13 protein-coding genes are annotated in these 14,066 nt (G+C 56.9%); 4 read left to right on the top strand and 9 right to left on the bottom strand.

Annotated features, from left to right (window positions below):
* Positions 1-20: 20 nt before the first annotated feature.
* The 3 genes from FWJ25_RS13515 to mrtJ all read left to right on the top strand — a co-directional run bounded on the left by FWJ25_RS13515 (position 21) and on the right by mrtJ (position 3,466).
* Positions 21-1,325, top strand: coding sequence for a hypothetical protein (locus tag FWJ25_RS13515; protein WP_149600785.1), 1,305 nt, complete (start codon positions 21-23; stop codon positions 1,323-1,325).
* 258 nt (positions 1,326-1,583) lie between these two features.
* Positions 1,584-2,927, top strand: coding sequence for a DEAD/DEAH box helicase (locus tag FWJ25_RS13510; protein ID WP_149600784.1), 1,344 nt, complete (start codon positions 1,584-1,586; stop codon positions 2,925-2,927).
* A 62-nt stretch (positions 2,928-2,989) separates the two neighbouring features.
* On the top strand, positions 2,990-3,466 hold the full coding sequence (gene mrtJ, locus FWJ25_RS13505; protein WP_149600783.1) for a JDVT-CTERM system glutamic-type intramembrane protease MrtJ: 477 nt from the start codon (positions 2,990-2,992) through the stop codon (positions 3,464-3,466).
* 148 nt (positions 3,467-3,614) lie between these two features.
* Here the strand turns inward: mrtJ and FWJ25_RS13500 are convergent, their stop codons facing one another.
* The 8 genes from FWJ25_RS13500 to FWJ25_RS13465 form a co-directional block, all read right to left on the bottom strand.
* Positions 3,615-5,720 (bottom strand): TonB-dependent receptor, encoded by a 2,106-nt coding sequence (locus FWJ25_RS13500; RefSeq protein WP_149600782.1) that lies wholly within the window; start codon positions 5,718-5,720, stop codon positions 3,615-3,617.
* A 117-nt stretch (positions 5,721-5,837) separates the two neighbouring features.
* Entirely contained in the window at positions 5,838-6,608 is a 771-nt protein-coding gene (locus FWJ25_RS13495) for an IucA/IucC family C-terminal-domain containing protein (RefSeq protein WP_149600781.1), read from the bottom strand.
* A complete protein-coding gene (locus FWJ25_RS13490; RefSeq protein WP_149600780.1) occupies positions 6,592-7,428 on the bottom strand; it encodes an ABC transporter ATP-binding protein in 837 nt (278 codons plus the stop codon). The genes FWJ25_RS13495 and FWJ25_RS13490 overlap by 17 nt, the downstream gene beginning before the upstream one ends.
* A 12-nt stretch (positions 7,429-7,440) precedes the next feature.
* Positions 7,441-8,472 (bottom strand): FecCD family ABC transporter permease, encoded by a 1,032-nt coding sequence (locus FWJ25_RS13485; protein WP_246166828.1) that lies wholly within the window; start codon positions 8,470-8,472, stop codon positions 7,441-7,443.
* Complete coding sequence (locus FWJ25_RS13480) at positions 8,465-9,409, bottom strand: FecCD family ABC transporter permease (protein ID WP_149600861.1); 945 nt, start codon at positions 9,407-9,409, stop codon at positions 8,465-8,467. Before FWJ25_RS13480 ends, FWJ25_RS13485 begins: the two co-directional genes overlap by 8 nt.
* A 92-nt stretch (positions 9,410-9,501) precedes the next feature.
* Entirely contained in the window at positions 9,502-10,383 is an 882-nt protein-coding gene (locus FWJ25_RS13475; RefSeq protein ID WP_149600779.1) for an ABC transporter substrate-binding protein, read from the bottom strand.
* Positions 10,384-10,673: 290 nt separating this feature from the next.
* Entirely contained in the window at positions 10,674-11,387 is a 714-nt protein-coding gene (locus tag FWJ25_RS13470; RefSeq protein ID WP_149600778.1) for an OmpW/AlkL family protein, read from the bottom strand.
* A gap of 157 nt (positions 11,388-11,544) precedes the next feature.
* Positions 11,545-12,015: a winged helix-turn-helix transcriptional regulator gene (locus tag FWJ25_RS13465; protein WP_149600777.1), complete on the bottom strand. Its 471-nt coding sequence runs from the start codon at positions 12,013-12,015 to the stop codon at positions 11,545-11,547.
* 90 nt (positions 12,016-12,105) lie between these two features.
* Here FWJ25_RS13465 and FWJ25_RS13460 point away from each other — a divergent pair, with 90 nt between their 5' ends.
* Positions 12,106-13,218: an NADH:flavin oxidoreductase gene (locus FWJ25_RS13460; RefSeq protein ID WP_149600776.1), complete on the top strand. Its 1,113-nt coding sequence runs from the start codon at positions 12,106-12,108 to the stop codon at positions 13,216-13,218.
* A 50-nt stretch (positions 13,219-13,268) separates the two neighbouring features.
* Here the strand turns inward: FWJ25_RS13460 and FWJ25_RS13455 are convergent, their stop codons facing one another.
* Positions 13,269-13,910, bottom strand: a complete 642-nt coding sequence (locus tag FWJ25_RS13455; RefSeq protein WP_149600775.1) for a TetR family transcriptional regulator — start codon at positions 13,908-13,910, stop codon at positions 13,269-13,271.
* Between the last annotated feature and the right edge of the window lie 156 nt (positions 13,911-14,066).

The following is a 14,066-nucleotide window of genomic DNA, read 5'->3' as shown; positions in this document are numbered from 1 at the left end:
ATTTTTTTCTGGAGTTCAGAGTGCAGCCATTCCGTTCCTTTCTCGCTTATCTGGCCCTGTTTGCCTCGATATTCTCTTTGTTGCCCGGGATGGCGTGGGTTGGTGCTATTGCCGTCAGCCTGGCGGTGATCCTTGGCTGGAGAGATATGAGATGGGTGCCACGGATGGTGTTTGCGGTTGCCGTTCTGGGGTTGCTTTATGCCCTCGTACAGGACCCCTCGTTGATTACCGGTGCAGTCGCTAATATGAGCCGGCTGGCCGGTCTGGTGCTGTCCGTTATGCTGTTGTCGTCTGTACTGGGACGATCTGGCGATCTGCAACGCATATCAGCGAGTCTGTTTGGGGGAAAGCCGGTAACCCGATACCTCAGTCTGGCTTTCGGCACCTCCCTGGTGTCCATTCCCCTGAATTTCGGCTCGGTGGCTGTGGTTGGACGACTGGTCAGCGAGCGAATCCGGCAAGATGGCGACTCTGTATCCACCCGGAATGCGACCCGGGCGGTATTGCGGGGATTTGGCGTTTCTCCCACGTTTTCACCGCTTTCAATTTCGGTGGTACTGACTCTCACTTTGTTACCAGGGCTGAGTAGTTTTCAGTTGCTGGCACTCGCAATTCCGTTTTCTATTGCAATGATCATGGCAGGGCTTGCTTTCCGGGAACATGAACCCGAGGCATTGCCTTCCGCACCCACAGACCAGGCTGGAGGGGCAACATGGGCCAGGTTTGCGGGCCTGATTCTGGCGATCTGTATCGGCGTGTTCATTCTGAGCCACCGCTTTGAGCTTAGCTACGCGCTATCAGTCACTCTGAGCTGCATGGCCGCCGTTATCGGTGGTCGGTTACTGGCCTGGAGCCGCAGGACCAATCCGCCACTGGTCAACATGGCAAATGTCAGTAACGAGCTCGCGATTGTTGGTGGCTCGGCGTTTATCGGGGCCATTATCAGTGGCGTGGTGTTGGGTCATATTCCCGAGTCTCTGGTTTTTCCTGATTGGACCTGGCCGATTCTCGCTGCCTGTGTGCCGTGGATCTATTTTCTGGCAGGGCTGCTCGGGGTTAACCCGATTGTGATTGGCACACTGGCAGGTGGAATCCTGGGCTCTATCTGGCCACAGGCTGCCCTGATCGGACTGGGCATCGCGATGGTCACCGGTTGGGGGATTACCGCATTCGGCACTCCGTTTTCCGCCAATGCCCTGATCATGGAGCGGCTCACCGGCTATCGGGCCGCAGATGCCTCCCTGCGCTGGAGCCTTCGGCTATCGCTGTCGGGCCTCGCCGTAGCCAGTTGCCTGGGCGCTGGACTTACTGTGGCGCTGACCTGATTTTGTATGGCCACAAGATAAACACCTATAGCTATAGGCGGTGAGCTCTGTTACTGTGCCCGCATCCTGCCTCTAGGGATTCCGCAAATTCGGCAATTTACGCCCTTGCGAACCATCCATACGACCTGTCAGAGGACGTCACCCCGTTAACGGCGTGTGACCGTAGTCGTCTTTTTAGTCCATGAATTGCCATGGCATCTGCCCGCATTCGCCCGACGAGGTGTTCGTGGAGGCAGAACAATCAAGAGTTGATCCTATATGAGTTTTTCTTCCCTCGGTTTGTCCGAGCAGTTGGTGCGTGCAACCAGCGATCAGGGTTATGAAACCCCATCTCCTATTCAGCAACAGGCGATTCCCGCTGTACTGTCCGGTAAGGACGTGATGGCGGCCGCTCAAACCGGCACCGGCAAGACCGCGGGCTTCACCCTGCCATTGTTGCAGCGACTGGCTGACAACCCCCGCCAGGGCAAGGGCCCAAGAGCTCTGATTCTGGCGCCGACCCGTGAGTTGGCTGCCCAGGTTCACGACAGTGTGAACCTATACAGCCGGTACATCCCGACCAAATCCGCGGTGGTCTTCGGCGGTGTAAAAATCAATCCGCAGATGATGAAGCTGCGCAAGGGTCTGGACGTGCTGGTGGCTACACCGGGACGCCTGCTTGACCTGTATCAGCAGAACGCTGTTCGCTTCAATGAAGTCGAGATTCTGGTGCTGGATGAAGCTGACCGTATGCTTGATATGGGCTTTATCCGCGATATCCGCAAGGTGCTCGACCTGCTGCCTGCGCAGCGTCAGAACCTGCTGTTCTCCGCGACCTTCTCCAGCGACATCCGCAGGCTGGCACAGGGCTTGTTGAACAACCCGGTGCAGGTGGAAGTTGCAGCTCGCAATACCACGGCAGAAACCGTGAAACAGTCGGTGTATCCCGTCGATCAGAGCCAGAAGAGTGCGCTGCTCAGCAAGCTTGTACGGGATAACAGTTGGGAACAGGTTCTGGTGTTTACCCGCACCAAGCATGGTGCCAACCGCCTGACCCAGAAACTGGAAAAGGATGGTATTTCCGCAGCAGCCATTCACGGCAACAAATCCCAGGGTGCCCGCACTCGGGCGCTGGCCAACTTCAAGGCTGGCGAAGTCCGGGTTCTGGTAGCGACGGATATCGCTGCCCGTGGTCTGGACATCAAACAATTGCCGCAAGTCGTTAACTTCGAGTTGCCGAATGTGCCGGAAGACTATGTGCATCGTATCGGTCGTACCGGTCGTGCCGGTGAGCGCGGTCATGCCCTGTCCCTGGTCTCTGCGGATGAAGGCAAATTGCTGGCCGGCATCGAGAAGCTGATCAAAAAGCAGCTTCCGCGCAAGGAAATCGAAGGTTTCGAGCCGAAGAACAACCTGCCGCTGAAACCGAAGGCCAAGGCCGACCCGAGCAAGGCAAGAAACCGTAATGGCGGGCGTGGCAGTAACGGTGGGAAGCCGGGGCAAGGTCGCAGTGGCAACGGCAAGCCAGGTAACGCTGCCCAGCCGGGTGGTCGCAGCAATAGCAGCGGTCGCGGCCGTGCCGGTGGCCAGCAGCGGAGTGGGGCACGTCGCCAGAGCGCGTGACTTCTGGCTGTCAGTTCCCATAGTATTCCGGGAATGGATCACACCCGGGATACTGACCCTGAATGGATGACAGCGGATCTCTGAGAGCCCAACTGGGGCTGGTCGCTCCCCGGCGACTGCTCCGGGATTACGTATTCCTGGCTGCTCTGGTGGTCGGTTGCGGAATCAGTGTGGCTCTCGGGGCGATGACTGCTGAACAGGTTGGAGGAAGCATCAGCCTGCTGGCGTTTGTTTCCCTGGTGATCTGGTATCCGTTGATCGAAGAACTCGCTTTTCGTGGTGTGCTGCAAGGCTACTTGCGAGGTTTCCGTTTCGCGCGCAGACAGTTGGCGGGCGTATCCTACGCTAATCTCCTGGCGGCCATCGCCTTCCTGGCCTGGCATCTGATTTACCGGAACGATCTGATGGCCTGGTTTGTCCTCATTCCCGGCCTTGTCTTCGGTTACTTTCGGGACCGCCATGGGTCCCTTGTCCCCAGTCTTATCCTGCACTGTACCTACAACGCCAGCCTGATTCCTGGCTGGCTTCTGTTTGCCTGAACGGCGCCGTTAACCTTAGCTGGCCGGAACGAACGCCTTACTTCCCACCACCTGGCCTTTGATGAGCAGTTCACATCGGATACCTGCCTTCTCTGTTCCGTAACCGGGAAAAGCAAAACGGGGCCTTGGGCCCCGTTTCAGAGTGGCATCAGAAATCCAGTGCGTAACCCACCGTCATGGTGCGTCCGCGGCCCTTGAAGTAACGGGTGTCGTTTACCTGAGCGCTCTGGGAGTAGTAGGTAAAGTAGTCCTCGTTGAACAGGTTGGCGACAGCCAGGCTTAGCTCTCCCACGGATAGTCTGTACCCGATTGATGCATCAACCAGGGTGTAACCGTGGAATTCCTTCTGGGGGTCATCAAAGGTCCGGTCGAAGGCGTGGCTCGCCTGAACCAGGGATGTAAGCCGCTCGTTCCAACGGGCCTGCCAATTCGCGGTCAGCCTGTTGGGGGGGATGTTGAGACCATCGAGTTTACTGTCGACGCGGCCATCTTCGTCACTGTCATACTTTCCATTTTTACGTGAGTAAGCCAGTTCACCACGGTGCTGGTCGTTAAAGTCTGCACCCAGGGTGGCTTCAAAACCGTCGATTTCCGTTTTCTGTCTTTGTACGAAGTAGGTGCCGTCAATCATGGTGAGTCGGGAACCCAGGTCCGAGTCAGACTGGTAGTAGCTGAACTCAAAATCCACTGGCGCGTAGTTGATCCGGAAACCGATTTCCCGGTTTTCTGTTACGACCGGTTGCAGGTCCAGAAAATCATCTACGTCCTGATCCGGCTGATTGATTCCCCTCAGCACCCGGCCCACATCTGCCATTCCAAACCCTTCTGAGTAGTTGGCAAACAGGCTGAGCCAGTTCAGGGGCTTGTAGACAAGGCCAGCGTTAAACAGGGTTTCGTCGAAGTCCGGACTACCTCCATCAACAGTTACGCCATTTGCGGATGCGACGGTCTGGAAAGTGTCTACGTCCAGCTTCGCCACTTCATGACGAACACCGGCATTCAGGATCAGATTATCCAGGGCTTTAACTTCCGCCTGCAGGAAAGGCGCATAGTTAATGAAATCCGTTTCCGGCACCCAGTAGCGGTTGGTCAGTACCAGAGTTTGTGCTGTGGTGTCCTTGAGCAGATCCAGGCCACCGGTCAGCTTCAGGTGATCGTCCAGAAGCCCCGCCTTGGTGAGGGTAAACTTGGCCCCGGTCTTGTCAGACTCGGCTTGGGACTGGTCGTAGAGGGTACCGTCCGGAGCAATGGCCGGATCCTGGAACGTTGAGGTCAGCACCGCTCCAAAACGACCTTCAAACTGCTGGTTGTAGGCCTGGGCGTTAAAGACCATGCCGTAGAGATCGTCATGCTGATATTTGAGGCTGGTGGTGAGCACCTGATTGCGAGGAGCTTTACCGGCTGGCTCGCCCTTGGCCGATGTGGTGGGTACCCCGTTTTCTCTGTCACCATCCACGCTGACATAGTCCTGTTTCCCGCGGACCTCGAAGCGATTAATCTCGAATTCCACATTCTGGTCGTTATCAATCCAGTAGCCCAGCTTGGCGAACACGTCGTAGCCACGGGAGTTCATCAGGTCACCCTGAGTGTTATCCACACCCACCAGGTCGCCGTTGGCGTCTGTGTACACGCCTTGTTCTTCCCATGTGGCCCCCACAAGGTACTCAAAGTCGTTCTGTGTGCCTTCCACCCGGTAATTGAGTTTGTAGCCCAGAGTATCGGAATCTGCATCGTCGGTCGGCGCTGTTGCCTGGATGCTGGCATGTTGGCTGACGCGGTCACTGTCTGGCCGGCGAGTAATGAAATTGATGATGCCGCCTGTTGCGCCGAGACCGTGAATGGCATTGGCACCGTGGATGACTTCGATGCGCTCTACCATGGCGAGGTCAATCGTGTGGGCAGCCCTGCCGGTGCTTCGGAGCGGGTTGGACTGAGGTACGCCATCAATGAGAAACAACGCCTTACGACCGCGGAAGGTCTCTCCTGACCCCGTCATCTTCTCCCGGTTGGGTGTGTAAGCTGGCAGCAGGTTGGCCAGTGCTCTGGATGAGTCTGACGCCAGCTTCAGCTGCTGTTCGATCTGTTCACGGGTGATCACCGTGACCACTTGGGGAGAATCCGAAAGTTGGGTGCCGGAGCGGCTGGAAGTGACCACCAGTTCGTCAAGTGAAGTGGGGGTATTGGCCTGGGTTGAAGCCGCGGCGACGGACAGAGAAAGCCATGCGACGCCACGCTGGACTGGACTCAATGCCATGGTTACATCCTGTTGGTTATGTTGTTGGGGTCAGAAATCGCCGCAAGTTTAATGCAAATAACACTCATTTACAAAAGGTAATGTTTGTCATTTTTGGTTTGTAGGGCGGTAGGGGAATTACCTGGATTGAATGGCCCTGGGGAGTGGGCAGGTGCTGCAGAATTCGACAGGATCGCTGGCGCGGTAGTAATAACAACAGGTTTTTCGGATGCGGGGGGAATCAGAGCAGCAGGTCTGCCGGGTCAGGAAGTAGCGTTGTAGCGGGTTGTCTCTGGTTCCGAACAGGCGGGCGGGGGCGTCGTTAACCAGGTAATGAAAATCATCGGTGATCTGTGTGCGATGGCTCAAGTGTCGTTCCGTGGCCAGGCGTTTTTCATAGAGTGAATACGCCCTGACAGCCACATTTTCCCACAGCACGCTGACCGGAGTTCGGGCAACTGAATTCAGGCTGTTGATGATTGGAGCAAGGCCATTTGCAAACAGATTGCGGATGACCTCGTCCCGCCATTCCTGACGGGCTCCATCTCGGGGACAGGTGGCTGTGGTTGTAACCAGGGGCATCCTTGAGCGCCACAGGGCATTTTCGTGGCGGAATTCCACGAAGACGTTATCGACCGACAGATCCAGGCCCCGATCCATGGCCGACATCGCGTAAAGCGCCGATCCTGTTGTCAGGAAGGCGAGCCGTTTGGCGAGAAGGGAAGCCGTGATGTGCCTGCTGGAAGAGCCCAGCACCGGACCCAGTCGGTCCAGTAGTTCGAGGCAGCTGTCCGGAGCCAGCAACGCCTTCGCGGGCATTGAAAAGGCTTTGTCCCGATGCCTGGCTTCGATGAGCAGGCAGTTTTCCTCCAGCTCTTCTCTCTGATGGCGATCAAGCGCAATCCGCACTGCTGCCTCCAGAACGGGCTAATTTGCTGTCTTTTCCATACGGTATACAGAGTGGGGTATCAAACAGAGGGTCGCGGATAATTCGGCAGCCGAGGTCGAACACTTCCTGCACCAGCTGCTCAGTGACGACCGTTTCCGGATCGCCTTCGGCGTGCACGCGGCCTTGCCGTACCGCGACGATATGGTGAGCATAGCGGCAGGCAAGATTGAGATCGTGCAAGACCATGACGATGGTTTTGCGTCTTCTCTGATTGAGATTGGCCAGCAGGTCGAGCACATCGATCTGGTGAGTAAGGTCGAGATAGGTCGTAGGTTCGTCCAGCAGCAACACGTCGGTGTCCTGGGCCAGGGTCATGGCAATCCAGGCGCGCTGTCGTTGCCCGCCAGAGAGGGAATCCACCGGTGCATGGGCCAGCGCATGCAGATCGGTGTCCTGAAGTGCCTGATTGACCTGTTCTTCATCGTCCTGCGTCCAGGACTGAAGCCAGCGTTGGTGAGGATAACGGCCCTGGCGAACCAGTTGGTGCACGGTAAGCCCTTCAGGCGCGACAGGCCCCTGTGGCAGGATCGCCAGCCGTTGGGCGACATCTTTGGTTGGCCGTTGCTGGATGTCTCGTCCATCCAGTAATACGGAGCCGCTCTGGGGTTTTAGGAGGCGGGCAAAGGATTTCAGTAGTGTGGATTTTCCGCAGCCATTACCTCCGACGAGCACGGTAACCAGCCCTGGTGGAATACGGAGGTCCAGATTCTCGATAACCAGACGTTCATCATATCCGAGGCAGAGTGATCGGCTTTCAAGTGGTGGTGTCTCGGTTAACATGAGGACTCCTGATCAGTAACGCTGGCGGAACAGCAGATAGATAAAGAACGGTGCGCCAACAGCAGAAACGAATACGCCCGCTGGCAGATCGAGTGGGTCGAACAAGGTGCGGCCAATCAGATCCGCAGCGACGACCAGAGCGCCACCGATCATGGCCGCAACGGGAGCGAGAGCAGTGAAATGCCGGGTCACCAGTTTACGGGCAATATGCGGTGCAATAAGCCCAACAAAGCCAATGGCTCCGGCATAGGCCACTGCTGACCCGGCCAGTGCAACGCTCAGGAACAGCAACAGCAGGCGATTTCTCTGTACTGCGAGACCAAGGCCGGTTGCCAGGGTGTCGCCAAACTCCTGGAGATCGATGGTGCGGCCGCTGGCCAGTGCGAGCGGCAGGAGAGCCGCCATCCAGGGCAGGAAGGCGCTCACGTCGTCCCAATCGCTGCCGTAAATGCTGCCCGTCAGCCAGATGTAGGCGGTCATCGTGGTGGTGATCGGGCTGAGTGTAATCATCAGAGTGGTTGCGGCACCCATGGCCGCAGACAGGCCGATGCCGATCAGCACCAGACGGGCAGGTGTGACACCTTGTTGCCAGGCAAGCAGATAGATGATTGCTGCTGCGATCATGGCACCGGCAATTGCCATCACCGGCAGCCAGTGGCTGCCAACGCTGGGTGCAAGGAACGAAAGGAAAGCCACGGCCGCGACTGACGCACCACCGCTGATACCAATAATGTCCGGTGAGGCCAGTGGGTTTCGTACCACTGACTGCAGGATCAGACCTGAAACGCCCAGAGCAGCGCCCACCAGAAATCCCATGACAATGCGGGGTAGGCGGAGCACCTCGATCACAAAGGCTTCCGGACCATTTTCGGTGCCGAGTAATGACCGGATCACGGTGGCAGGTGGGATGTCCACGGAGCCGATACTCAGCGCGAGCAGGACCAGGGCTGAGCAGGCTATAAATATCAGCCCGGTAACCATCAGGGACTGGGGGGATATCGCCACAGATACAGGGCCGACGCTTAATCTGGAACGTTTATCCACGGCTCAGCCCCCGTCGGCACAGGACGATAAAAAAGGGTGTGCCAATCAGGGCTGTCATGACGCCAACAGGAATCTCCTGGGGCATGATGATGAACCGGGCCAGGGTATCGGCGGCCAATAGCAGGATTGCACCCACGAGTGCCGAGCCCGGGATGACCCAGCGGTGATCGCGGCCGAACCAGCCCCGAACCATATGCGGCACGATCAGGCCGACAAAGCCGACGCTCCCGGCAAGGGCCACCGCGCTGCCAGCCAGGCACACGACCAGCAGACCAAGCAAAGCTTTCAGGCGTACCACATTCTGGCCGAGGCCTTTTGCGATGTCGTCACCGGACATAAGGAGGTTGATCTGGCGTCCGAGCAATACGCTGATCATGAGAGCCGGCAGTATCAGGGGAAGCGTAGGTAACACCATGTCGAGGGGGCGCCCGGAAACTGATCCGGCGAGCCAGAACAGAACACTATCCAAACCTTCCTGATTGGTAACGAGCAGTGCCTGGGTGAACGATACAAATAGCGCGGTAATAGCAGCTCCTGCCAATACCAGCCTGACCGGTGTCGGACCTCCTCCTCCGGCGGATCCAAGGCTGTAGACGAGAACGGCTGCCGCCGCGGCGCCTGCCAGGCCAACCCACAGTAACAGGGTCATGGATGAGGTCACCAACAGCGTGCTGACGCACACAATAGCGAACACGGCCCCGGCATTCACGCCGAGAATGGCGGGTGAGGCCAGGGGATTACGGGTCAACGCTTGCATCAGAGCGCCGGCAACGGCCAGTGCGGCGCCCACCAGCGTTGCGGTGATGGCCCGGGGGAATCGTGAGCCGGTAACGATCAGGTGCTGGGTGTTGGTTGCGTCGAAGTGGAAAAGTGCTGCAAATAAGGTGTCGCCAGGAACGGATGTCTGGCCAAAAGCCAGGCTGGCGCAAAAGGTCATTGCCAGCAGAACGAGCCCGAGGATGAGCTTTCTGATCGGGTTCTGATATCCCGTCGGGTTGGATATGGCGCCGGAGAACGCTGCTGATGTTGTCACGGAAGCTCGTCCATCGCGAAATGATCGAACAGTTGATCCAGCATCCGGTTTGCGCTGAGAATCCCGCCGGCGAGGCTCCAGTCGACACGGTCCACAGGGTAAACCTGGCCATTCCTGACGGCATCAAGACGGTGCCAGAGAGGATGGCCGGTCCATGCCCGGACGTTGTCCATCACGGCCGGACTGTCCTTCATGAAGTAGAAGATGATGTCGGCATCCATGATTGGGATGCTTTCCCGTGTGGTGAGTTTCAGTACCCACTGATCCTCTGGCAGGGCAGGTGGACGACTGAACCCCAGACTGTGCAGTACTGCTCCGGCGTAGCTTTCGTTCAGGTAAAGGCGGGTGTGGTCTGCGCGGAAATTAAGGATCGTTGCTGACACTGGCCATGGCTGCCCCGTTTTTCTGGTGGCCTTCTCCCTGAAGGTCTCCAGGCGTTCTTCCCAATGGTTCCAGAGCTCAACAGCCTGTGTTTCCCGGTTAAGAGCCTGTCCCATCAGGGCCAGTGTCTCGTGAACGTCAAACACGGTGCTCAGAGATACCGTGGGGGCAATACTTGATAGTTGTTTGTAGATGCGTTCGTGGCGACGCTTTGACGAGATGATCAGATCCGGTTGCAGCAGTGCAATGGCTTCCAGATTGGGCTGTGTTTCAAGGCCCACATGAGGGACGCCAGCCAGGGCATTGTCCAGATAGTCATAGTTGGCACCTTGCGCCCAGGCATCCACGACTCCGACCGGCGTTACGCCCAGAGCTATGGCCGTATCATTGGCGCCCTGAAACAGAGTTACCACCCGCTGTGGTGTGCCGTAAATCCGGGTCTGGCCCTGAGCGTGGTGGACAACTCTGTAGCTGTCCGGATTGGCTTGAGCAGGCATAGCAAGCAGGCCGGGGACCAGGCTTAGCAGGAAAAGAACAGCGGGGTGACAGATGCCGGAACGGAAGCCCCGATCATGGTTGGGATGCATAAGATGGTAATTTAGTGCCGTAGTAAATGAGTTATATTATCATTTGTGACGGGCAATCGGAACAGTGGGGGAGTGTTAAACGCGGGATCGATGGAGGCGGATTGCCGTTACTCAGGCACAAAAAAAGCGAGGCCGAAGCCCCGCACAGGAGAACGCACCTCCGGTAGCCCACAGACCATAGGCTACCGAAAGCACGGGGATCAGAACTTGTAGGTGAAACCGACCATGTAGACCATCGGGTCGAGTTCGACTTCAAACTCGTCGGTTTCGGCCACGAAATTGCCTGCACCGTCATAGACTTTAACGCTGGCGTCGGTATTGATGTCAGCCCACCAGATTGCAGCGTTCAGGCCGAAATTATCGTTCAGCATGTAGTCAAAACCCGCCTCCAGAGCCAGGCCAACACTGTCATCCAGTTCCAGCTCGCTTGAGCCTACGCCGAGGGCGCCGTCCAGTGTGCTGGTGGTTTTCTCTTCAAAGAAGATGGTGTAGTTCACGCCCACGCCTGCAAATGGCTGGAAGGCCGAATTGCTGTTCAGCGGGTAGTACTGCAACGTCAGTGTCGGAGGCAGGTGCTTGGTTTCAGCCAGCTTCAGGTTGCTGGGGATGTCTCCGCCACCGTTAATGTCGTGCTTGAATGGGGTTGCGCCCAGTACGCCGATACCGAAGTGATCGGTCAGCATATAGGTGGCACGAAGGCCCAACTGGTTGTCGTCATCAACAGTTACCTGGGCATTGGTCCCTGCGCCCAGCAGAGGTGCGCCGCCAACAGTAATGGAATCGCTGGAATCGTCAGGTGTTACGTTAACCACGCCTGCGCGCAGAATGAAATCGCCACCTTCAAAAGCCTGGGCAAGTGGGGCAGCTGCAAGCAGGCCAGCAGCCAGGGCACAAAGTTTGAATTTACGGGACATGGTCATCTCCTTCACCAGAATCGTTGATGGCTAAAGGTTAATGACTCTGGGATTCGGAAACTTGACTTGGCGCAAGAATCCCTAGCCGGCAGTATTGGCTGAAAGCAACTCTTGATGCAGCTCAAGAAAAGCAGCGGGAATGGGACAGTACGGATTGTCAGGCAAGGCTTTTCTTGCTGTCTGGGGTGGACTCTTCAGGAACAAAGACATCCCGGATCGACAGCGGGTTGCCATCGGCGTCCTGTACACCAACCGGTTGGATAGATCGGCCACTGGCCCGATCCCGAAGATCAAGCGGTGTTCCTTCAGGTGCGGGATTCCATTTGTCGCCCCACTGGCGTAGCGCAATCACCACAGGGAAAAGATCCCTTCCTTTCTCGGTGAGGCGGTATTCAAAACGGGAGCCGTGTTCGCCGACGTCGACCTTGCGCAACACATCGTTGTCCACAAGGCGGGTCAGCCGATCACCAAGAATGTTCTTGGCGATGCCGAGCTGCTGCTGAAAATCCACAAATCGCCGCGTGCCGTACATAGCATGGAGCACGATCAGCAGGGACCACCAGTCGCCAACCTCATTCAAGGCGCGGGCGACAGAGCAATTGGAATCATCAAAACGTTTTCTGGCCATGTAGGTAAGTGTACCGAAGAGGGTTGCATCTTAAAACCAGATTTAATAGGGTTGCTTTACGAAACCAAATTAATGAGGTTGCACACTACCATGAGCATGAATCTCGGTCCTATGTTTGAGCCATTTGAAATCCACAACCTCAAGCTGCGCAATCGCGTAGCGATGGCCCCGATGACCCGAAACTTCTCGCCTAAAGGCGTACCGGGGGAAAACGTTGTGGCTTACTACCGTCGCCGCGCCGAAGCCGGAGTAGGGCTGATCATCACGGAAGGCACCGTCGTGAATCATCCTGCCGCCAACGGTTACCCCAACGTGCCGGCCTTTTATGGTAACGAGGCACTCGAAGGCTGGAAGAAGGTGGTCGACGCAGTTCATGAAGCTGGTGGCAAAATCTTCCCTCAGCTATGGCATGTGGGGTCTGTTCGCAAGGAAGGTGTTGAACCGGATCCGTCTGTACCTGGATACAGCCCGTCTGGCCTGTTTGCACCCGGCAAGCCCAATGGCAAGGCCATGACCAAAGACGATATCCAGGATGTGATTAAAGCCTTTGGCGATGCCGCTCAGGATGCCAAGGCCATTGGTTTTGACGGTGTTGAAATCCATGGTGCCCATGGTTACTTACTGGATCAGTTCCTGTGGGAAGGCACCAACCAGCGCGATGATGAATACGGCGGCAGCCTGGAGAATCGTCTGCGCTTTGTGGTGGAGATCGTTGAGGAAGTCCGTCACCGGGTTGGCCCGGACTACCCGATCATGCTGCGTTTCTCCCAATGGAAGCAGCAGGACTACGAAGCAAAACTGGTTAACAGCCCGGAAGAGCTTGAGCGTTTCCTGAAGCCTCTGGTCGACGCCGGTGTGGATATCTTCCATGCCTCTACCCGTCGGTTCTGGGAGCCCGAATTCGAAGGTTCTGACTTGAACCTGGCCGGCTGGACCCAGAAGCTGACCGGTGTTCCCACCATGTCCGTTGGTAGCGTTGGCCTGACGGAAGATTTCATCAGCGGCACTTTTGCCAGCAAGAAGGAAGCGGTTGAAAAGGCAGGTATCGACGAACTGGTTGAGCGCATGAACAACCACGAGTTTGAACTGATTGCCGTTGGCCGGGCTCTTCTGCAGGACCCGGAATGGCTGGTCAAGGTGAAGGAAGGCCGGCTGGACGAGGTGGAACCTTTTGCGAAGAAGTCCCTGACCGAACTCTTCTGATCGTTTTGTAAAGCCCCACTGGCCGCAGAGCTGAAAAGCCTGCGGCTTTTTTATGCTTCAGCCTTTGTGTTGCGTAAAAAATTGCGGAGAACGGACTCATTCATGTGCTCCACCATGGCGCCCCGAAACTGCCGATTGATGAATCGCTCGGTCTCGCGTTGAATCTGCTCCCGTTGATCCGGCTTTTCGATGTAGTCCATGGCCCGGAACAGTATGTAGCGGATGGTCATGTGGGAGATTTCGTGAATCAGTTCGGCCGCCACGCCAACCACCAGTTCCCGTTCCAGTATATCCTCGGCCATTTCCCGGGCGCTGGCGTTCAGTTGCCCTTCCAGCGCACTCCGAAGAACCGGTGACGGCCCATGAAGCTCCCGAACCGCCACCGTGGTTGCTGCCGGGTTGGCCAGAAAATAGCTGTAGACGAAGGCAACTGTATCGCGGGATGCCTGCTCTGACGAATCTGCCATCTGCCGAAGCTGGCGGACGCCGGATTTCATGTCCTCGGCAATGTAACCCAACACTTGCAGACCGAACTCATCCAGATTGCTGAAGTGCCGGTAGAAGGTGTTCGGATTGAGGCCAGCTTCACGGGCCAACTCCCTCAATCCCAGAGACGTCAGGCTTCGGGTACTGGTAATCAGCCTTAGGGCTGCCTCAACCAGTTTCAGTTTTCCGCCACTTAGTACGTTCATCAAAATCTCTACTTTGGAGGTTGGCCGTTCTGGTCGAGCATCCGAAAACCGCTGCGAGTACATCCATGTACGCTTGCTTTTCGCCATCCATGGCTACAAGCATTTTCGGATGCTCGACCAGAACGGCCTCTCAACTGTGGAGTACGCTTTCTGTCG

The sequence above is a fragment of the Marinobacter salinexigens genome (assembly GCF_008370345.1).
GTDB classification, from domain to species: Bacteria; Pseudomonadota; Gammaproteobacteria; order Pseudomonadales; family Oleiphilaceae; genus Marinobacter; species Marinobacter salinexigens.
The sequence above is the reverse complement of the archived record's forward strand: the minus strand, read 5'-3'. Positions and strand labels throughout refer to the sequence as shown.